Here is a 12,858-nt window from a genome sequence, read left to right on the forward strand (position 1 = left end):
CCACTTGAGCGCTGTTGTGACTCGCTGGCGACAAGTAAATTCAATGAGTCGAAGCGCCCATCCTCATCTTTTTTTCACAGATGCCGACAAGCTATTCAACGGTGTAGCAAAGCAACCACTGCCACAGCTCAAACGGCCAAGGCAGACGCAGGCGCGGTGCTCCAACCCAAAGCCGCTAAACAAATAATAATTAAGATAAAGTCTCAACAGGAGCTTACAAGCAGATGAATATGCTGCGAAATTTCCCTATCAGCAAGCGCCTCTGGCTGATTCCGACGCTAGCCGTTGCGATGCTATTCGTTCTCGGCCTGCTGATGATCCAGCAAGTGCGTACCGACCTGTACAAAGGCAAGCAGGTCATGACCCAGAACATCGTCGAAACGGCGACGGGTGTTCTCAGCTATTACCAACAACTCGAGGCAAACGGCACGCTGAGCACGTCCGAGGCACAGAAAGCAGCAATGGATCAGATCCGCCTGCTCCGCTACGGACAAAATGACTATTTCTGGATCAATGACATGAGCCCGGTCATGCTCATGCACCCGATGAAGCCCGAGCTCGAAGGCAAGAATCTTTCCAACGTGAAGGACCCGAACGGCAAAGAACTGTTCAACGAGATGGTCAAAGTAGCTCGCCTACAGGGAGCCGGCATCGTCGACTATCAATGGGCGAAACCGGGTAAGGAAGATCCCGTACCGAAAATTTCCTACATCGAATTGTTCAAGCCATGGGGCTGGATCATCGGTTCCGGCATCTACGTGGACGACGTAGAAGCAGAGTTCCTGCATTACCTCGTTCGCTTCTCCATCATTGGCTTGATCATCGCCTCGCTGATGGCGCTGCTGGTTTCCGTTCTTATCCGCAGCATCACCCGTCCGCTGCGCCATTCCATGCAGGCGATGGCCAACATAGCGAGCGGTGAAGCCGACCTTACGCGCAGCCTGGACATCTCGGGGAATGACGAGCTGACTACGCTGAGCCGCGATTTCAACACGTTTATACACAAGCTCCATACGGTTATCGCTCAGCTGTTCGAAACTTCCGGCTCGCTGGCGAAGTCGTCCAGCGACCTGGGTGGGCTAGCCGGTCGGACACACAAGCAAAGCCAACAGCAGTCGCAGCAAATGGAACTGGTGGCCACCGCAGTGAACGAGGTGACCTACGCGGTGCAGGAAGTGGCGAAAAATGCCGAACATGCATCGAACGAAGTCGGCGATGCGGAAAAGCAGGCAGGGCTGGGACAACGTAATATCGAAGCCAGCCTTCAGCAGATCGACCAGCTATCGACCACCATCAATAAAGCAGTTGGGGTCATCCAGTCATTGGCCGACGAAACCACTCAGATCGGTTCGGTGTTGGAAGTTATCGGATCGATCGCCGACCAAACCAACTTGCTCGCTCTGAACGCCGCGATCGAAGCCGCTCGCGCCGGAGAACAAGGCCGCGGCTTCGCCGTTGTGGCTGATGAAGTTCGTTTGCTGGCACAGCGCACCCAGACCTCGACGGCAGAGATTCACACGATGATCGAACGCCTGCAGAAAAATTCAGGCGCGGCGGTGACCGTTATCATGGAAAGCAGTCGGGCCTCTCAGGCCACCGTCGAGCAAGCCAGCCAGGCCGGTGAAAGCCTGGGTCAGATCGCCCAGGCGCTGCGCAACCTGTCCGGCCTGAACGCCTCGATTGCCAGCGCTACCCTGCAGCAGACTCATGTCGTCGAAGATATCAATCAGAACGTCACTCAAGCCGCCGGACTGGCACAGGATAGTACCCAGGCCGCTGAGCACTCGAGCGCAGCGAGCAAGCAGCTCGGCGAGTTGGCAGAACAGCTGAATCGTCTGCTCAAGCAGTTCAAGGTCTAGCCAACCAAACTGCATCAACGACTGGCTTTTGTATACATACGGCCGGCCTCCTCACGGAGACCGGCCATCCTATTTCGCCAGGCGGCTGCGACTTTTCGCCACGCGCGATGCGGCTTGAGTAACGGTCATCGTTGCGGCCATGGAACCTCTGAACGGTCCGCAGGCCATGAAATCAAGCCGTTCAGCCGACGCTTAATCCAAAATGCGCTTGCACGACTAATCCTATACTTTCGGCTAATTGCAAAAATTCTCCGCAATCGCGAACTCTCAATGTGACTTATCAGTCCTCTGTGTACATCAATGGTATGTAAGGCCAACGCCGGCAGCCTGGCGGCAGGCTAAATCCGATCTTGGTTATCACACAGAGAGACACACCTCATGAATAGCCCCCTTCGTTTCAACGACGCCCTTCTCATTACTGATCGTGCGTTCAAGCCGTTCCAGTGCGTCGCCTGGACACTGCTCGAAGGCAACGGCGAACTCAGCATTACCGTCGTGGATGGCAGCGAGTCTCGCGCCGTCGGCCATTGCAAACTCTCCAGCAGCGTTTATTCCGACCCGGTCAAGCTCGGCGAATCGTTGGAACAAGCACGCGCTGACCTGAGCCGCCAGGGTATTCACCTCGCCCCCTGGCAGATGCCGGAATAAGACATCCGTCTCGAATGAACCAAGGCCCGGCGGCGCAAGCACCGGGCCTTTTTCATTGCAATCGCATGGCCCTCGCCTGCCGGTTCCGTTTATCGGACTGATCCATTCGCTTGTTTCACGGTCCCAGCAATAAGTGAATCAAGAGGAGCAAGCCATGAAGGGTGCAGAAGCCTACGTCAATGACCAGTGGTACAGCAGCGGTCTGGCAGACCTGCCTGAGGGTGCTGATGGCCATTGCATTACCTTGAAGTTCATTATCCCTCGCGATGCTCAGTTCACCGGGCTGATCACGCATGTCCGCGAGGTGGCGCAGCGGCACCTGAGCGAGTTCTATAAAGACCGAAAGGTAACGCATAGACCAGTGGAAGGTTCGGTCGTAGGGGATGGCAGTGGCGACGGTATAGACCTGGTATTTGATGTCGCCCCTGCGCAATGAGCAACCGCTACATCGGAGTACGGACCATGACCGCACTACGTCTTGCACTCGACGAAGCCATACGTATCAGCGAGATGGCTTTTCTACCTTGCCACGCAACTACCCAGGTGAATAACGAGGACGCCAGCTTTTCACTGCGGGTGATCAACGTGGCAGGCGATGAAATCATGTCGATTCCCCATATCGCTCGTTCCCAGTATGCGGACCCCATGCATCTCGCCGGTCTGCTTGAGAACGCACGGCTGCAGCTCAGCAAAGATGGCGTGCCGCTGAGCGCATGGTCCATGCCCGCACAGCCGGGCCTTATTGGTTAAGCGACGCCATTATCGAGGCCGCGAATGACTCCTTTCGATTGGCAGCGCATGCTGCTGGACGATCTGCCATTGCTGTTCATCGCAGAAGTGGTGCTGCGAGCGTTGTTTGCCTTCGTTGCGGTGTTTCTATTTCTGAAAATCAGCGGACGACGGGGTATTCGGCAGCTGTCGCTGTTCGAGCTGGTAGTGATTCTTACGTTGGGGTCAGCAGCAGGCGATGTCTCCTTCTATGAGGATGTGCCACTGCTGCCCATCGCGGCCGTATTCGCAACCTTGTTGCTGCTCTATCGGCTCACCGTCTGGTTCATGACGCGCAACGAACGGTTGTCCAAATGGATGGAAGGCGAACCAGTCACAATCATCCAGAATGGCCTGTACGAACTACACAGCCTGGACCAACTAAATATCTCATCCGACGAGTTTTTCATGGAGTTGCGTCAGCAAGGTGTTGAGCACCTGGGGCAGGTTCGATTGGGCATTCTCGAGACCGATGGAGAGGTCAGCCTCTATTTCAACGAAGCCGAGGCGGTGCGCCCAGGGCTTTCTGTGCTGCCCAAACAATTTCGGACGATTTACCGGCAGGTCCCCTCCAGCGGGCTGTATGCCTGCATGCGGTGTGGATATCCGCAGATCATCGAAGCACAGCGGGAGGCGACATGTCCTCGTTGTCACCACCAGCATTGGTGTATTGCGCTGAGCAATCCTCGTGTGCGCTGATCTGCGGCGCGAACCCCGTCCGCTTACATCGGTCACTTATAGAGACGGGCGCCGCGCTGCCCCCCCGCCACGGCTGCCTTTTATTCCGCGATCCAGGAGCGTTCACATGATTGGCGACTATTCATCGATAAATGATCATTTGGAAACTGCACGCAGGCTGGCTGACAGCGCTGAAACCAAGGCGGATCCTGCAATCTACCGAGAAGCAATCGACGAACTGGTAGCCGCGATACGGTTGCTGATGCGCAACAGCCCGGAAAGCGAAGACTGATCGCAATTCGTTCACTCGCCGGGTTCATGCTGAAAGGGGAGCGCGCAGGCCAGATCAGTCTGCGCCATCAAGCTGTGCGTATCGCGAGGTGTGTTCCGCATGCTGATCGATCAAGGCGGTGAAGTTCCTCTGCCATTGGCGGAGGGTATTCGTCCGGTACCGACGGACGAGCAGTCCGATACAGGCACCGCCCTGTGCCCTCCGCTTCCAGCCGATCTCCATTACGTTGATGATCGCAGTCCGGGAATCGGGCGACGGATACTGCGGGGCAAGTTCGCCTACTTCCAACCGAACGGAGAGCGCATTCGCGACGCGACCGAGATTGCCAGGATCAATAAACTGGCGATCCCGCCGGCCTATACCGATGTCTGGATCTGCCCCGATCCGCAAGGGCATCTTCAGGCCACTGGGCGTGACGCCCGTGGTCGCAAACAGTATCGCTATCACGCCCGCTGGCGGGAAATCCGGGACAGCACAAAATATGAACGCCTTCTGGCATTCGGTGCAGCATTACCCCGGTTGCGTGCTGGTCTGGAGCAACATCTGGCGCTGCGCGGACTACCGCGAGAGAAAGTCATGGCGCTGGTGGTGCAACTGCTCGAGTCGACGTTGATTCGTGTCGGCAACTCACGCTATGCGCGGGAAAACCGCTCCTACGGCCTGACCACGCTGCGTACACGCCATGTCGATGTGCATGGCGCCGCGATCCGCTTCCAGTTTCGAGGCAAGAGCGGTGTAAAGCATCAGGTCACGCTGAAAAATCAACGACTGGCGCGCATCCTGCGTCGCTGCATGGAATTGCCCGGGCAACACCTTTTCCAGTACCTGGACGAGGACGGTTTACGCCACCCGGTGAGCTCCAGCGACGTGAATCAGTTCATTCAAGATATGACTGGTGGTGACTTCACTGCCAAGGACTACCGCACCTGGGCCGGTAGTGCGCTGGCCCTGGACTACCTGCGCAAGCGCGACTGGCAACCGGACGCCGTTGCCCGTCGCAATCTGGTCGAGACGGTCACCCAGGTGTCCCGCCAGCTTGGCAACACCCCGGCCATTTGCCGCCAGTGCTATATCCACCCCGACGTGCTCCAGGCCTTCACCTCAGGTGAGCTCGCCCGGTTGTCCAAGGCAAGAAAGCGCAAGTGGCTGAGCAGCGAGGAAGCCACCTTGTTGAATTTCCTGACCGAGCGCAATCCCACCTGACGTCTCCGAATATTGGTCAGCGGTAGAGCGATACCTGATTGCGGCCTGCCGATTTCGACATATACATCGCGCTGTCAGCTCGCTCGATCAGCTGCGCATAGCCGCTGGTGGGCTGACTGAGATCCGCGATGCCGAGGCTGACGGTAAAATGGATGCTGCGCCCTTCATGGATGACCTCATGCGCCTCGATGGACTGCCGCAGCCTTTCCGCGAAGGTCACGGCCCCCTCGCTGTCCGTATCCGGCAGCAGTACCACGAACTCCTCACCGCCGTAGCGCCCGGCTATGTCGGCGTCTCGCATGCTTTGGCGGATGAGCTCGGCGGCCCGCTGAATGACCGCATCGCCTGCCTGATGACCGTAGCTGTCATTGATCCGCTTGAAGTGATCTATATCGAACATCACCAGTGCGGCATTACGGTCGTAACGTCGGTGCCGAGCATAGTCCTGACGCAGCATTTCTTCCCAATGACCGCGGTTGAACAGACCCGTCAGGCGATCAGTGCTCGATAACCGCTGCAGCTCCTGGTTGGCCGCCTGTAACTGGCGCCGGTTGATGGCGACGTCGGTCACGTCGTAGATGATCAGGCAAATCTGGTCAATGTTGCCGCTGAGGCCTTTCAAGGGCATCAAAGTGGTGTTCTGGTACATGAAATCTTCCAACCCGGTGATCGGCTGGTAATTCTTGAACCGTAACAAATAGGGACGTTGCTCCCAGATGGTGAACGACGGCGTGCCGAGCGTCGCAACGTTCTCCACCTTGCGCCGAAACCATTGCTCATCCACTTCCGGAAACAGCTCGAAAAAAGATTTTTCCCGCGCATCTTCAGGCAGCCGCCCGGAGCGGTTTTCCATGAAGGTATTCCACACATCGATGCGGTATTCGCGATCCAGGACCACAACACCAACGTCGATGCTCTGGATGATCGCCAGAAGCCAATGAAGTTCGCTCAGATTCATCGAGTCGGACATGCTCAGGCCATCAGGTAGGCGAGTTTGCGAGACAGCAGCTCAACCGAGTCTTCGGTGAACAGCAACAACAGATCGAAATGGACATCATGGCCTTCCAGGCTGTAGCTGATCTCCACCGCAAGGGTGCTTTTCCAACGCTGCCGATTGAGCCGGATGAGCTCGTCGATCGACGCGTGCTGGCCCAGCACCTGCGGATGCCCCTGGGAGAACACCACGTCAATTTGATCGGCGATGCCGCTGAGGCATGCGCTGATCAGCAGACTGGACAGATCGAGCAGCATTTCCAGTTCACGGAAGTCCTTTGCGCGCATCAGGCGCGCCATGTCGGCGACTTCCGAGTCATGAAAGATCAGCAATGCCTCACCGGCGATTCCACCGCCGATATAACCCTGGCAAACCGCGGTCAGTTTGTCTCCCTGGGCCGCATCGGCAAGTGCCATGTGCAACTCGCCGACTTCGAGGATGTTCACGTTGGGAATAGGTAGCTGAACAAAAACCCCAAGCACCTTTGCAAGCAGCGCAGCCGCGCGCCCCATCGCAACGTTCACCACCTCGCGGAAGGCATCACGAAACGGGATGGGCCCTGTCGCTCTCTCACCCAGCGCTGGCAACTCGTTGCCCACAATCCCCAGACTGGCCAGGGTCTGTCGCAAGTGCACCGGATCTGCCGGTTTACGAATGAATGCCAGCGCTCCCAGCTCCAGCACCCGCCGTACAGCCTCTTCCTGAACATCCGCCGAGACCACAATGACCTTGCAGTCGAGTTGCTCATCACGAAGCGCAGCAAGCACCTGATAGCCGTCCACATCCGGCATGGTCAGGTCGAGCAGTAGCACATCGATTCCGCCCTCGCGTATGCGCTCAAGGGCCTCACTGCCGCCGGCGGCCTGACGGATGTTCAGCGGCCAGGCAACCGGCAGCGCACGCAGCAATTGCTTGCGCGCCAGGTTCGAATCATCGCAAATCAACAGGGAAACGGCAGACATGCAGCGCTCGCTCACTTAGCCAGGCATCAGAAACCTGGACAGCTTATCTCAGCAAACGGTCGCTGGGTTGGTGACACAAAACTATAATGGCACTTTGCCCAAGAAGTGACTGAAACAACCACCGTTTGGGCAGTTCCGCCTTAATAGTAAGCGTTATCCCGATTGGTGTGATCGGTCACGTCGCGCACGCCCTTGAGCTCAGGAATTCGCTCCAGCAGGGTTTTTTCGATGCCTTCCTTGAGCGTAACGTCAGCCTGGCCGCAACCTTGGCAACCACCACCGAACTGCAACACCGCGACCCCCTCGTCAACCACATCAATCAAGGTGACCTGGCCACCATGGCTGGCAAGCCCTGGATTGATTTCGGTCTGCAGGTAGTAGTTGATGCGCTCGTTCAGCGGGCTATCTTCATTGACCATCGGCACCTTGGCGTTCGGCGCCTTGATCGTCAGCTGCCCCCCCATGCGATCAGTGGCGTAATCCACCAGGGCGTCTTCCAGAAAGGGCTCGCTGACACTATCGATCCAGGCTGTAAAACGCTTCAGTGCGACGGGAACGTCATCCGGCTTTTCTTCACCAGGCTTGCAATAGGCAATGCAGGTTTCCGCATAGGGCGTACCGGGCTGAGTGATGAAGACCCGGATGCCGATCCCTGTGGTGTTCTGCTTCTCGAGCAGGTCTGCCAGGTAATCGTGTGCAGCTTCGGTAATGGTAATGGCGCTCATGGGAACTCCTCTCAGACATGATGGGCAGTGTACGCCAACCCTCTCCCCGGATAAAGTCCCAGTGTTTTAGTAGGAAATAGAACCTTCCGAGCTGGAGGCTCCGATAGCTGTCCAGCCCCCTTCACGCGGAGCGTCAGAACCGGTTCGCAAGACGTCACACCCGGCAACGAATATGAGCGCCACTCATACAAAAGCGCTGATGATCAAAAAGCATGCAGCTTTGTTATCATTCGCGCTTCTAGAAATCAGCTTTTCAGGTAGTCCCCATGCTAGACCGCAACGCCCGTCTCCAGGCTCTCCAGAAGGCCCTCAAGGAGCGCATCCTGATTCTCGACGGCGGCATGGGCACCATGATCCAGAGCTACAAACTGGACGAGCCCGATTACCGCGGCGAGCGCTTTGCCGATTGGCCGCAGGACCTCAAAGGCAATAATGACTTGCTGATCCTGACACGCCCAGATGCAATCAGCGCCATCGAAAAGGCCTACTTCGATGCCGGCGCCGATATCGTCGAAACCAACACCTTCAACGCCACGCGCGTTTCCCAGGCCGATTACGGCATGGAAGAGCTGGTGTACGAGTTGAACGTGGAAGGCGCCCGCCTCGCTCGCCAGGCAGCCGATGCCAAGACTGCCGAGACGCCAGACCGCCCGCGCTTCGTCGCCGGGGTGCTGGGCCCGACCAGCCGAACCTGCTCGCTGTCGCCGGACGTGAATAACCCAGGCTACCGCAACGTTACATTCGACGAGCTGGTCGAGAACTACACCGAAGCCACCCGAGGCCTCATTGAAGGCGGCTCTGACCTGATACTGATCGAGACCATATTCGATACGCTCAATGCGAAGGCGGCGATCTTTGCGGTTCAGGAAGTCTTCGAGGAAATCGGGTTCGAACTGCCGATCATGATTTCCGGCACCATTACCGATGCTTCAGGCCGGACCCTGTCCGGACAGACCACCGAAGCTTTTTGGAACTCCGTACGCCACGCCAAGCCGATCTCGGTCGGTCTGAACTGTGCTCTGGGCGCCAAGGAGCTACGGCCCTACCTGGAAGAACTGTCTAACAAGGCCGAAACCCACGTCTCGGCACACCCCAACGCCGGCCTGCCGAACGCCTTCGGCGAGTACGACGAAAGCCCGGCGGAGATGGCCCGGGTGGTCGAGGAATTCGCCGCCAGCGGCTTTCTCAACATCGTCGGCGGCTGCTGCGGTACGACACCGGCGCATATCGAGGCGATTGCCAAGGCCGTTGCGAAATATGCGCCACGCGTCATTCCCGACATTCCCAAAGCCTGCCGCCTGTCCGGCCTCGAGCCGTTCACGATCGATCGCAGCTCGCTGTTCGTCAACGTCGGTGAGCGGACCAACATTACCGGTTCCGCCAAGTTCGCCCGCCTTATCCGCGAGGAGAACTACACCGAAGCCCTGGAAGTCGCCCTGCAGCAGGTCGAGGCCGGCGCGCAGGTCATCGACATCAACATGGACGAGGGCATGCTGGATTCGAAGAAGGCCATGGTGACCTTCCTCAACCTGATCGCCGGTGAACCGGACATTTCCCGCGTGCCGATCATGATCGACTCCTCCAAATGGGAGGTGATCGAAGCCGGTCTGAAATGCATCCAGGGCAAGGGCATCGTTAACTCGATCTCGATGAAAGAAGGCGTCGAAGCCTTCAAGCATCATGCCCGCCTGTGCAAGCGCTACGGGGCCGCCGTAGTGGTGATGGCCTTCGACGAGGCCGGCCAGGCCGATACCGCCGCGCGCAAGCGTGAGATCTGCCAGCGCTCTTACGACATCCTGGTAAACGAGGTCGGCTTCCCGCCGGAAGACATCATCTTCGACCCGAATATCTTCGCCGTCGCCACCGGCATCGAAGAGCACAACAATTACGCCGTGGACTTCATCGAAGCCTGCGCTTACATCCGCGACCACCTCCCCTATGCCCTGACCTCGGGCGGCGTGTCCAACGTGTCCTTCTCGTTCCGCGGCAATAACCCGGTGCGGGAGGCAATCCACTCGGTCTTCCTCTATTACGCGATCCAGAATGGGCTGACGATGGGCATCGTCAATGCCGGCCAGCTTGAGATCTACGACGAGATCCCGAAGCAGCTGCGCGACGCGGTCGAAGACGTGGTGCTCAACCGCACGCCCAACGGCACCGAGGCTTTGCTCGCCATCGCCGACGAATTCAAGGGCGACGGCAGCGTCAAGGAAGCGGAAACAGAGGAATGGCGTGGTTATACGGTCGAGAAGCGGCTCGAGCACGCGCTCGTCAAGGGCATCACCACCCACATCGTCCAGGACACCGAAGAGTTCCGCCAGCAGTGCGCGCGCCCCATCGAGGTCATCGAAGGTCCGCTGATGGCGGGCATGAACGTGGTCGGCGACCTGTTTGGCTCGGGCAAGATGTTCCTGCCTCAGGTGGTGAAGTCAGCCCGTGTGATGAAGCAGGCCGTTGCGCATCTGATTCCCTTCATCGAAGCTGAGAAAGGCGACAAGCCTGAAGCCAAGGGCAAGATCCTCATGGCGACGGTAAAGGGCGACGTCCACGACATCGGCAAGAACATCGTTGGCGTGGTGCTCGGCTGTAACGGCTACGACGTGGTCGACATGGGCGTGATGGTCCCAGCAGAAAAAATTCTGCAGACGGCGATTACCGAGAAATGCGACATCATCGGCCTGTCCGGCCTGATCACGCCTTCCTTGGACGAGATGGTCCACGTTGCCCGCGAAATGCAACGTCAGGACTTCCATTTGCCATTGATGATCGGCGGCGCCACCACCTCCAAGGCGCACACGGCGGTGAAGATCGACCCGCACTACAAGAACGATGCAGTGGTCTATGTCACCGACGCTTCACGTGCCGTCGGGGTTGCGACGACATTGTTGTCGAAGGAACTGAAGCCGGCCTTCGTGCAGAAGACTCGCGAAGAGTACGCGATGATCCGCGAGCGCACCGCCAACCGCAGCGCTCGCACCGAACGCCTGACGTACCCCGAAGCGGTTGCCGTCAAACCCAAATTCGACTGGGCCGACTACAACCCGGTGAAGCCGAGCTTCACCGGCCGCAAGGTGCTCGAAGACATCGATCTGCGCACCCTGGTCGACTACATCGACTGGACGCCATTCTTCATCGCCTGGGACCTGGCTGGTAAGTATCCGCGCATTCTCGAGGACGAAATCGTCGGCGAAGCCGCCACCTCGCTGTTCAACGATGCCCAGGCGATGCTCACCAAACTGGTCGATGAAAAGCTGATCAAGGCTCGCGCGGTGTTCGGCTTCTGGCCAGCCAACCAGGTCGACGAAGATGATATCCAGGTCTATGGCGACGACGGCGAAGCCCTGGCCACGCTGCATCATCTGCGTCAGCAGACGGTGAAGACCGACGGCAAACCGAACTTCTCGCTGGCCGACTTCGTGGCACCGAAGAGCAGCGGAGTGACCGATTACGTTGGCGGTTTCATCACCACCGCGGGCATCGGTGCAGAGGAAGTCGCCAAGGCTTATCAGGACGCCGGTGATGACTACAACTCGATCATGGTCAAGGCGCTAGCCGATCGCTTGGCCGAAGCCTGCGCCGAGTGGCTGCACCAACAGGTGCGCAAGCAGTGGTGGGGCTATGATCCGGAAGAGCAGCTGAGCAATGAAGAGCTGATCAAGGAGCTGTACAAGGGCATCCGCCCTGCCCCCGGTTATCCGGCCTGCCCCGATCACACCGAGAAAGCCACACTGTTCAGGTTGCTCGATGCCGACGGTGCCAGCCAGGTAACTCTGACCGAGCACTTCGCCATGCTACCAACCGCGGCCGTTAGTGGCTGGTACTTCGCTCACCCCAAGGCGCAATACTTCGCGGTCGGCAAGATCGACAGGGACCAGGCCGAAAGCTACAGCAAGCGCAAAGGGCAGGATCTTGCCGTAACCGAGCGCTGGCTGATGCCAAACCTGGGCTACGACGCCTGAGAAGCACTGCGCCTGTCGAAAGGCGCGTGCTGTCAACGACGGCGGCCGGATTCCCCAGGCCGCCTGCCATGCCCCCACGCTCAAGTCGCAGACGCGTCAACCGACAACCGCACGGCTAGTGCTAGTGCTCGGCAAGCCAGTGCTCGAAAGCTTCCGCGCGCAGGGGCATCGAGAGCAGATAGCCCTGGGCCTCTCGCCGCCGAGCGCTCTCAGTAGGTCATAGACTTCGGCCTCCTCAATGCCCTCGGCGACGACGCTGCAACCCAGATCATGGGCCATGTTCACCATTGACTTGACCAAGGTCTGGCTGCGCATGTGCTGGGCGGGTTTAAATAGCTACCCTGCGAGCACCGCTCGGCTCCGCCACATTTCCCTCTGGATGACGAAACCATGCCAAGCGACACGCTCTACCTACTCGATCAACTTGAAGTTGCGGACATGCTGGAAATCGACGGCCTGCATGCCTGGCAGTTCGAGCTTAACGATGCCCTCCTCGACCAAGCTGACGCCGCCGCCGAAGCAGAGCTGGCATTCGACAGCGAGGAAACCGTGGTCACCATCGAAGGACTCGATGGCCGGGAACGACGGGTGTGGCGCTTCAGCTACAACCAGGTCATGGAGGCGACCTATCTCGAAGCGGACGATGCCTGGTCACTGGACGAAGGCAAACATCACCTGCGCTGCCTCGGAGCGGTAATCGTTAGCGAAGACGTCTGAAGCGCCCGCCAAGCGCGACAAGCCGCCACCTGTTGCTTCAGTGCTGGTACACC

Annotated in this window: 13 protein-coding genes and 1 pseudogene; 10 read left to right on the forward strand and 4 right to left on the reverse strand. The window is 58.4% G+C overall.

All coding sequences use genetic code 11. The features are described from left to right. Positions 1-314: 314 nt before the first annotated feature. The 8 genes and pseudogenes from ACL0K2_RS02755 to ACL0K2_RS02790 form a co-directional block, all read left to right on the forward strand. Positions 315-1,001: pseudogene (locus tag ACL0K2_RS02755) on the forward strand (cache domain-containing protein); the annotation flags it as partial. A 123-nt stretch (positions 1,002-1,124) separates the two neighbouring features. Continuing rightward, positions 1,125-1,859 (forward strand): methyl-accepting chemotaxis protein, encoded by a 735-nt coding sequence (locus ACL0K2_RS02760; RefSeq protein WP_413044426.1) that lies wholly within the window; start codon positions 1,125-1,127, stop codon positions 1,857-1,859. A 378-nt stretch (positions 1,860-2,237) separates the two neighbouring features. Beyond that, the gene (locus tag ACL0K2_RS02765; RefSeq protein ID WP_045162090.1) at positions 2,238-2,507 is read left to right on the forward strand and encodes a hypothetical protein; all 270 of its coding nucleotides are present in this window, start codon (positions 2,238-2,240) and stop codon (positions 2,505-2,507) included. A gap of 154 nt (positions 2,508-2,661) precedes the next feature. Further along, a complete protein-coding gene (locus ACL0K2_RS02770) occupies positions 2,662-2,943 on the forward strand; it encodes a hypothetical protein (protein WP_413043732.1) in 282 nt (93 codons plus the stop codon). Positions 2,944-2,969: 26 nt separating this feature from the next. Next, complete coding sequence (locus ACL0K2_RS02775) at positions 2,970-3,257, forward strand: hypothetical protein (RefSeq protein ID WP_413043733.1); 288 nt, start codon at positions 2,970-2,972, stop codon at positions 3,255-3,257. 24 nt (positions 3,258-3,281) lie between these two features. Further along, positions 3,282-3,974, forward strand: coding sequence for a DUF421 domain-containing protein (locus ACL0K2_RS02780; protein ID WP_413043734.1), 693 nt, complete (start codon positions 3,282-3,284; stop codon positions 3,972-3,974). 106 nt (positions 3,975-4,080) lie between these two features. After that, the gene (locus ACL0K2_RS02785; RefSeq protein ID WP_196298660.1) at positions 4,081-4,245 is read left to right on the forward strand and encodes a hypothetical protein; all 165 of its coding nucleotides are present in this window, start codon (positions 4,081-4,083) and stop codon (positions 4,243-4,245) included. Between the two features lie 99 nt (positions 4,246-4,344). After that, positions 4,345-5,448, forward strand: coding sequence for a DNA topoisomerase IB (locus ACL0K2_RS02790; protein ID WP_239610336.1), 1,104 nt, complete (start codon positions 4,345-4,347; stop codon positions 5,446-5,448). A 16-nt stretch (positions 5,449-5,464) separates the two neighbouring features. Here the strand turns inward: ACL0K2_RS02790 and ACL0K2_RS02795 are convergent, their stop codons facing one another. From ACL0K2_RS02795 to nfuA, 3 genes are all read right to left on the reverse strand, one after another. Further along, a complete protein-coding gene (locus ACL0K2_RS02795; RefSeq protein WP_413043735.1) occupies positions 5,465-6,418 on the reverse strand; it encodes a diguanylate cyclase in 954 nt (317 codons plus the stop codon). Positions 6,419-6,420: 2 nt separating this feature from the next. Beyond that, entirely contained in the window at positions 6,421-7,404 is a 984-nt protein-coding gene (locus ACL0K2_RS02800; RefSeq protein WP_239610334.1) for a response regulator, read from the reverse strand. A gap of 140 nt (positions 7,405-7,544) precedes the next feature. After that, a complete protein-coding gene (nfuA, locus tag ACL0K2_RS02805; RefSeq protein WP_045162339.1) occupies positions 7,545-8,129 on the reverse strand; it encodes a Fe-S biogenesis protein NfuA in 585 nt (194 codons plus the stop codon). Positions 8,130-8,395: 266 nt separating this feature from the next. Between nfuA and metH the strand changes: the two genes are divergently transcribed. Beyond that, complete coding sequence (gene metH, locus ACL0K2_RS02810; RefSeq protein ID WP_413043736.1) at positions 8,396-12,088, forward strand: methionine synthase; 3,693 nt, start codon at positions 8,396-8,398, stop codon at positions 12,086-12,088. Between the two features lie 96 nt (positions 12,089-12,184). Here the strand turns inward: metH and ACL0K2_RS02815 are convergent, their stop codons facing one another. Further along, the gene (locus ACL0K2_RS02815) at positions 12,185-12,403 is read right to left on the reverse strand and encodes an EAL domain-containing protein (RefSeq protein WP_413043737.1); all 219 of its coding nucleotides are present in this window, start codon (positions 12,401-12,403) and stop codon (positions 12,185-12,187) included. Positions 12,404-12,478: 75 nt separating this feature from the next. Here ACL0K2_RS02815 and ACL0K2_RS02820 point away from each other — a divergent pair, with 75 nt between their 5' ends. Continuing rightward, on the forward strand, positions 12,479-12,805 hold the full coding sequence (locus ACL0K2_RS02820; protein WP_045162341.1) for a DUF5629 family protein: 327 nt from the start codon (positions 12,479-12,481) through the stop codon (positions 12,803-12,805). Positions 12,806-12,858 lie beyond the last annotated feature (53 nt).

Source organism: Pseudomonas sp. YJ42, from assembly GCF_047225135.1.
GTDB lineage: Bacteria > Pseudomonadota > Gammaproteobacteria > Pseudomonadales > Pseudomonadaceae > Stutzerimonas > Stutzerimonas stutzeri_E.

Excerpts from the sequence above, each read along its gene's own strand:
- ACL0K2_RS02785 (WP_196298660.1), top strand. The coding sequence starts at position 4,081 with ATGATTGGCGACTATTCATCGATAAATGATCATTTGGAAACTGCACGC.
- ACL0K2_RS02775 (WP_413043733.1), top strand. The coding sequence starts at position 2,970 with ATGACCGCACTACGTCTTGCACTCGACGAAGCCATACGTATCAGCGAG.
- ACL0K2_RS02815 (WP_413043737.1), bottom strand. The coding sequence starts at position 12,403 with ATGCGCAGCCAGACCTTGGTCAAGTCAATGGTGAACATGGCCCATGAT.
- ACL0K2_RS02795 (WP_413043735.1), bottom strand. The coding sequence starts at position 6,418 with ATGTCCGACTCGATGAATCTGAGCGAACTTCATTGGCTTCTGGCGATC.
- ACL0K2_RS02760 (WP_413044426.1), top strand. The coding sequence starts at position 1,125 with ATGGAACTGGTGGCCACCGCAGTGAACGAGGTGACCTACGCGGTGCAG.
- metH (WP_413043736.1), top strand. The coding sequence starts at position 8,396 with ATGCTAGACCGCAACGCCCGTCTCCAGGCTCTCCAGAAGGCCCTCAAG.
- ACL0K2_RS02790 (WP_239610336.1), top strand. The coding sequence starts at position 4,345 with ATGCTGATCGATCAAGGCGGTGAAGTTCCTCTGCCATTGGCGGAGGGT.
- ACL0K2_RS02780 (WP_413043734.1), top strand. The coding sequence starts at position 3,282 with ATGACTCCTTTCGATTGGCAGCGCATGCTGCTGGACGATCTGCCATTG.
- ACL0K2_RS02770 (WP_413043732.1), top strand. The coding sequence starts at position 2,662 with ATGAAGGGTGCAGAAGCCTACGTCAATGACCAGTGGTACAGCAGCGGT.
- ACL0K2_RS02800 (WP_239610334.1), bottom strand. The coding sequence starts at position 7,404 with ATGTCTGCCGTTTCCCTGTTGATTTGCGATGATTCGAACCTGGCGCGC.
- ACL0K2_RS02820 (WP_045162341.1), top strand. The coding sequence starts at position 12,479 with ATGCCAAGCGACACGCTCTACCTACTCGATCAACTTGAAGTTGCGGAC.
- ACL0K2_RS02765 (WP_045162090.1), top strand. The coding sequence starts at position 2,238 with ATGAATAGCCCCCTTCGTTTCAACGACGCCCTTCTCATTACTGATCGT.
- nfuA (WP_045162339.1), bottom strand. The coding sequence starts at position 8,129 with ATGAGCGCCATTACCATTACCGAAGCTGCACACGATTACCTGGCAGAC.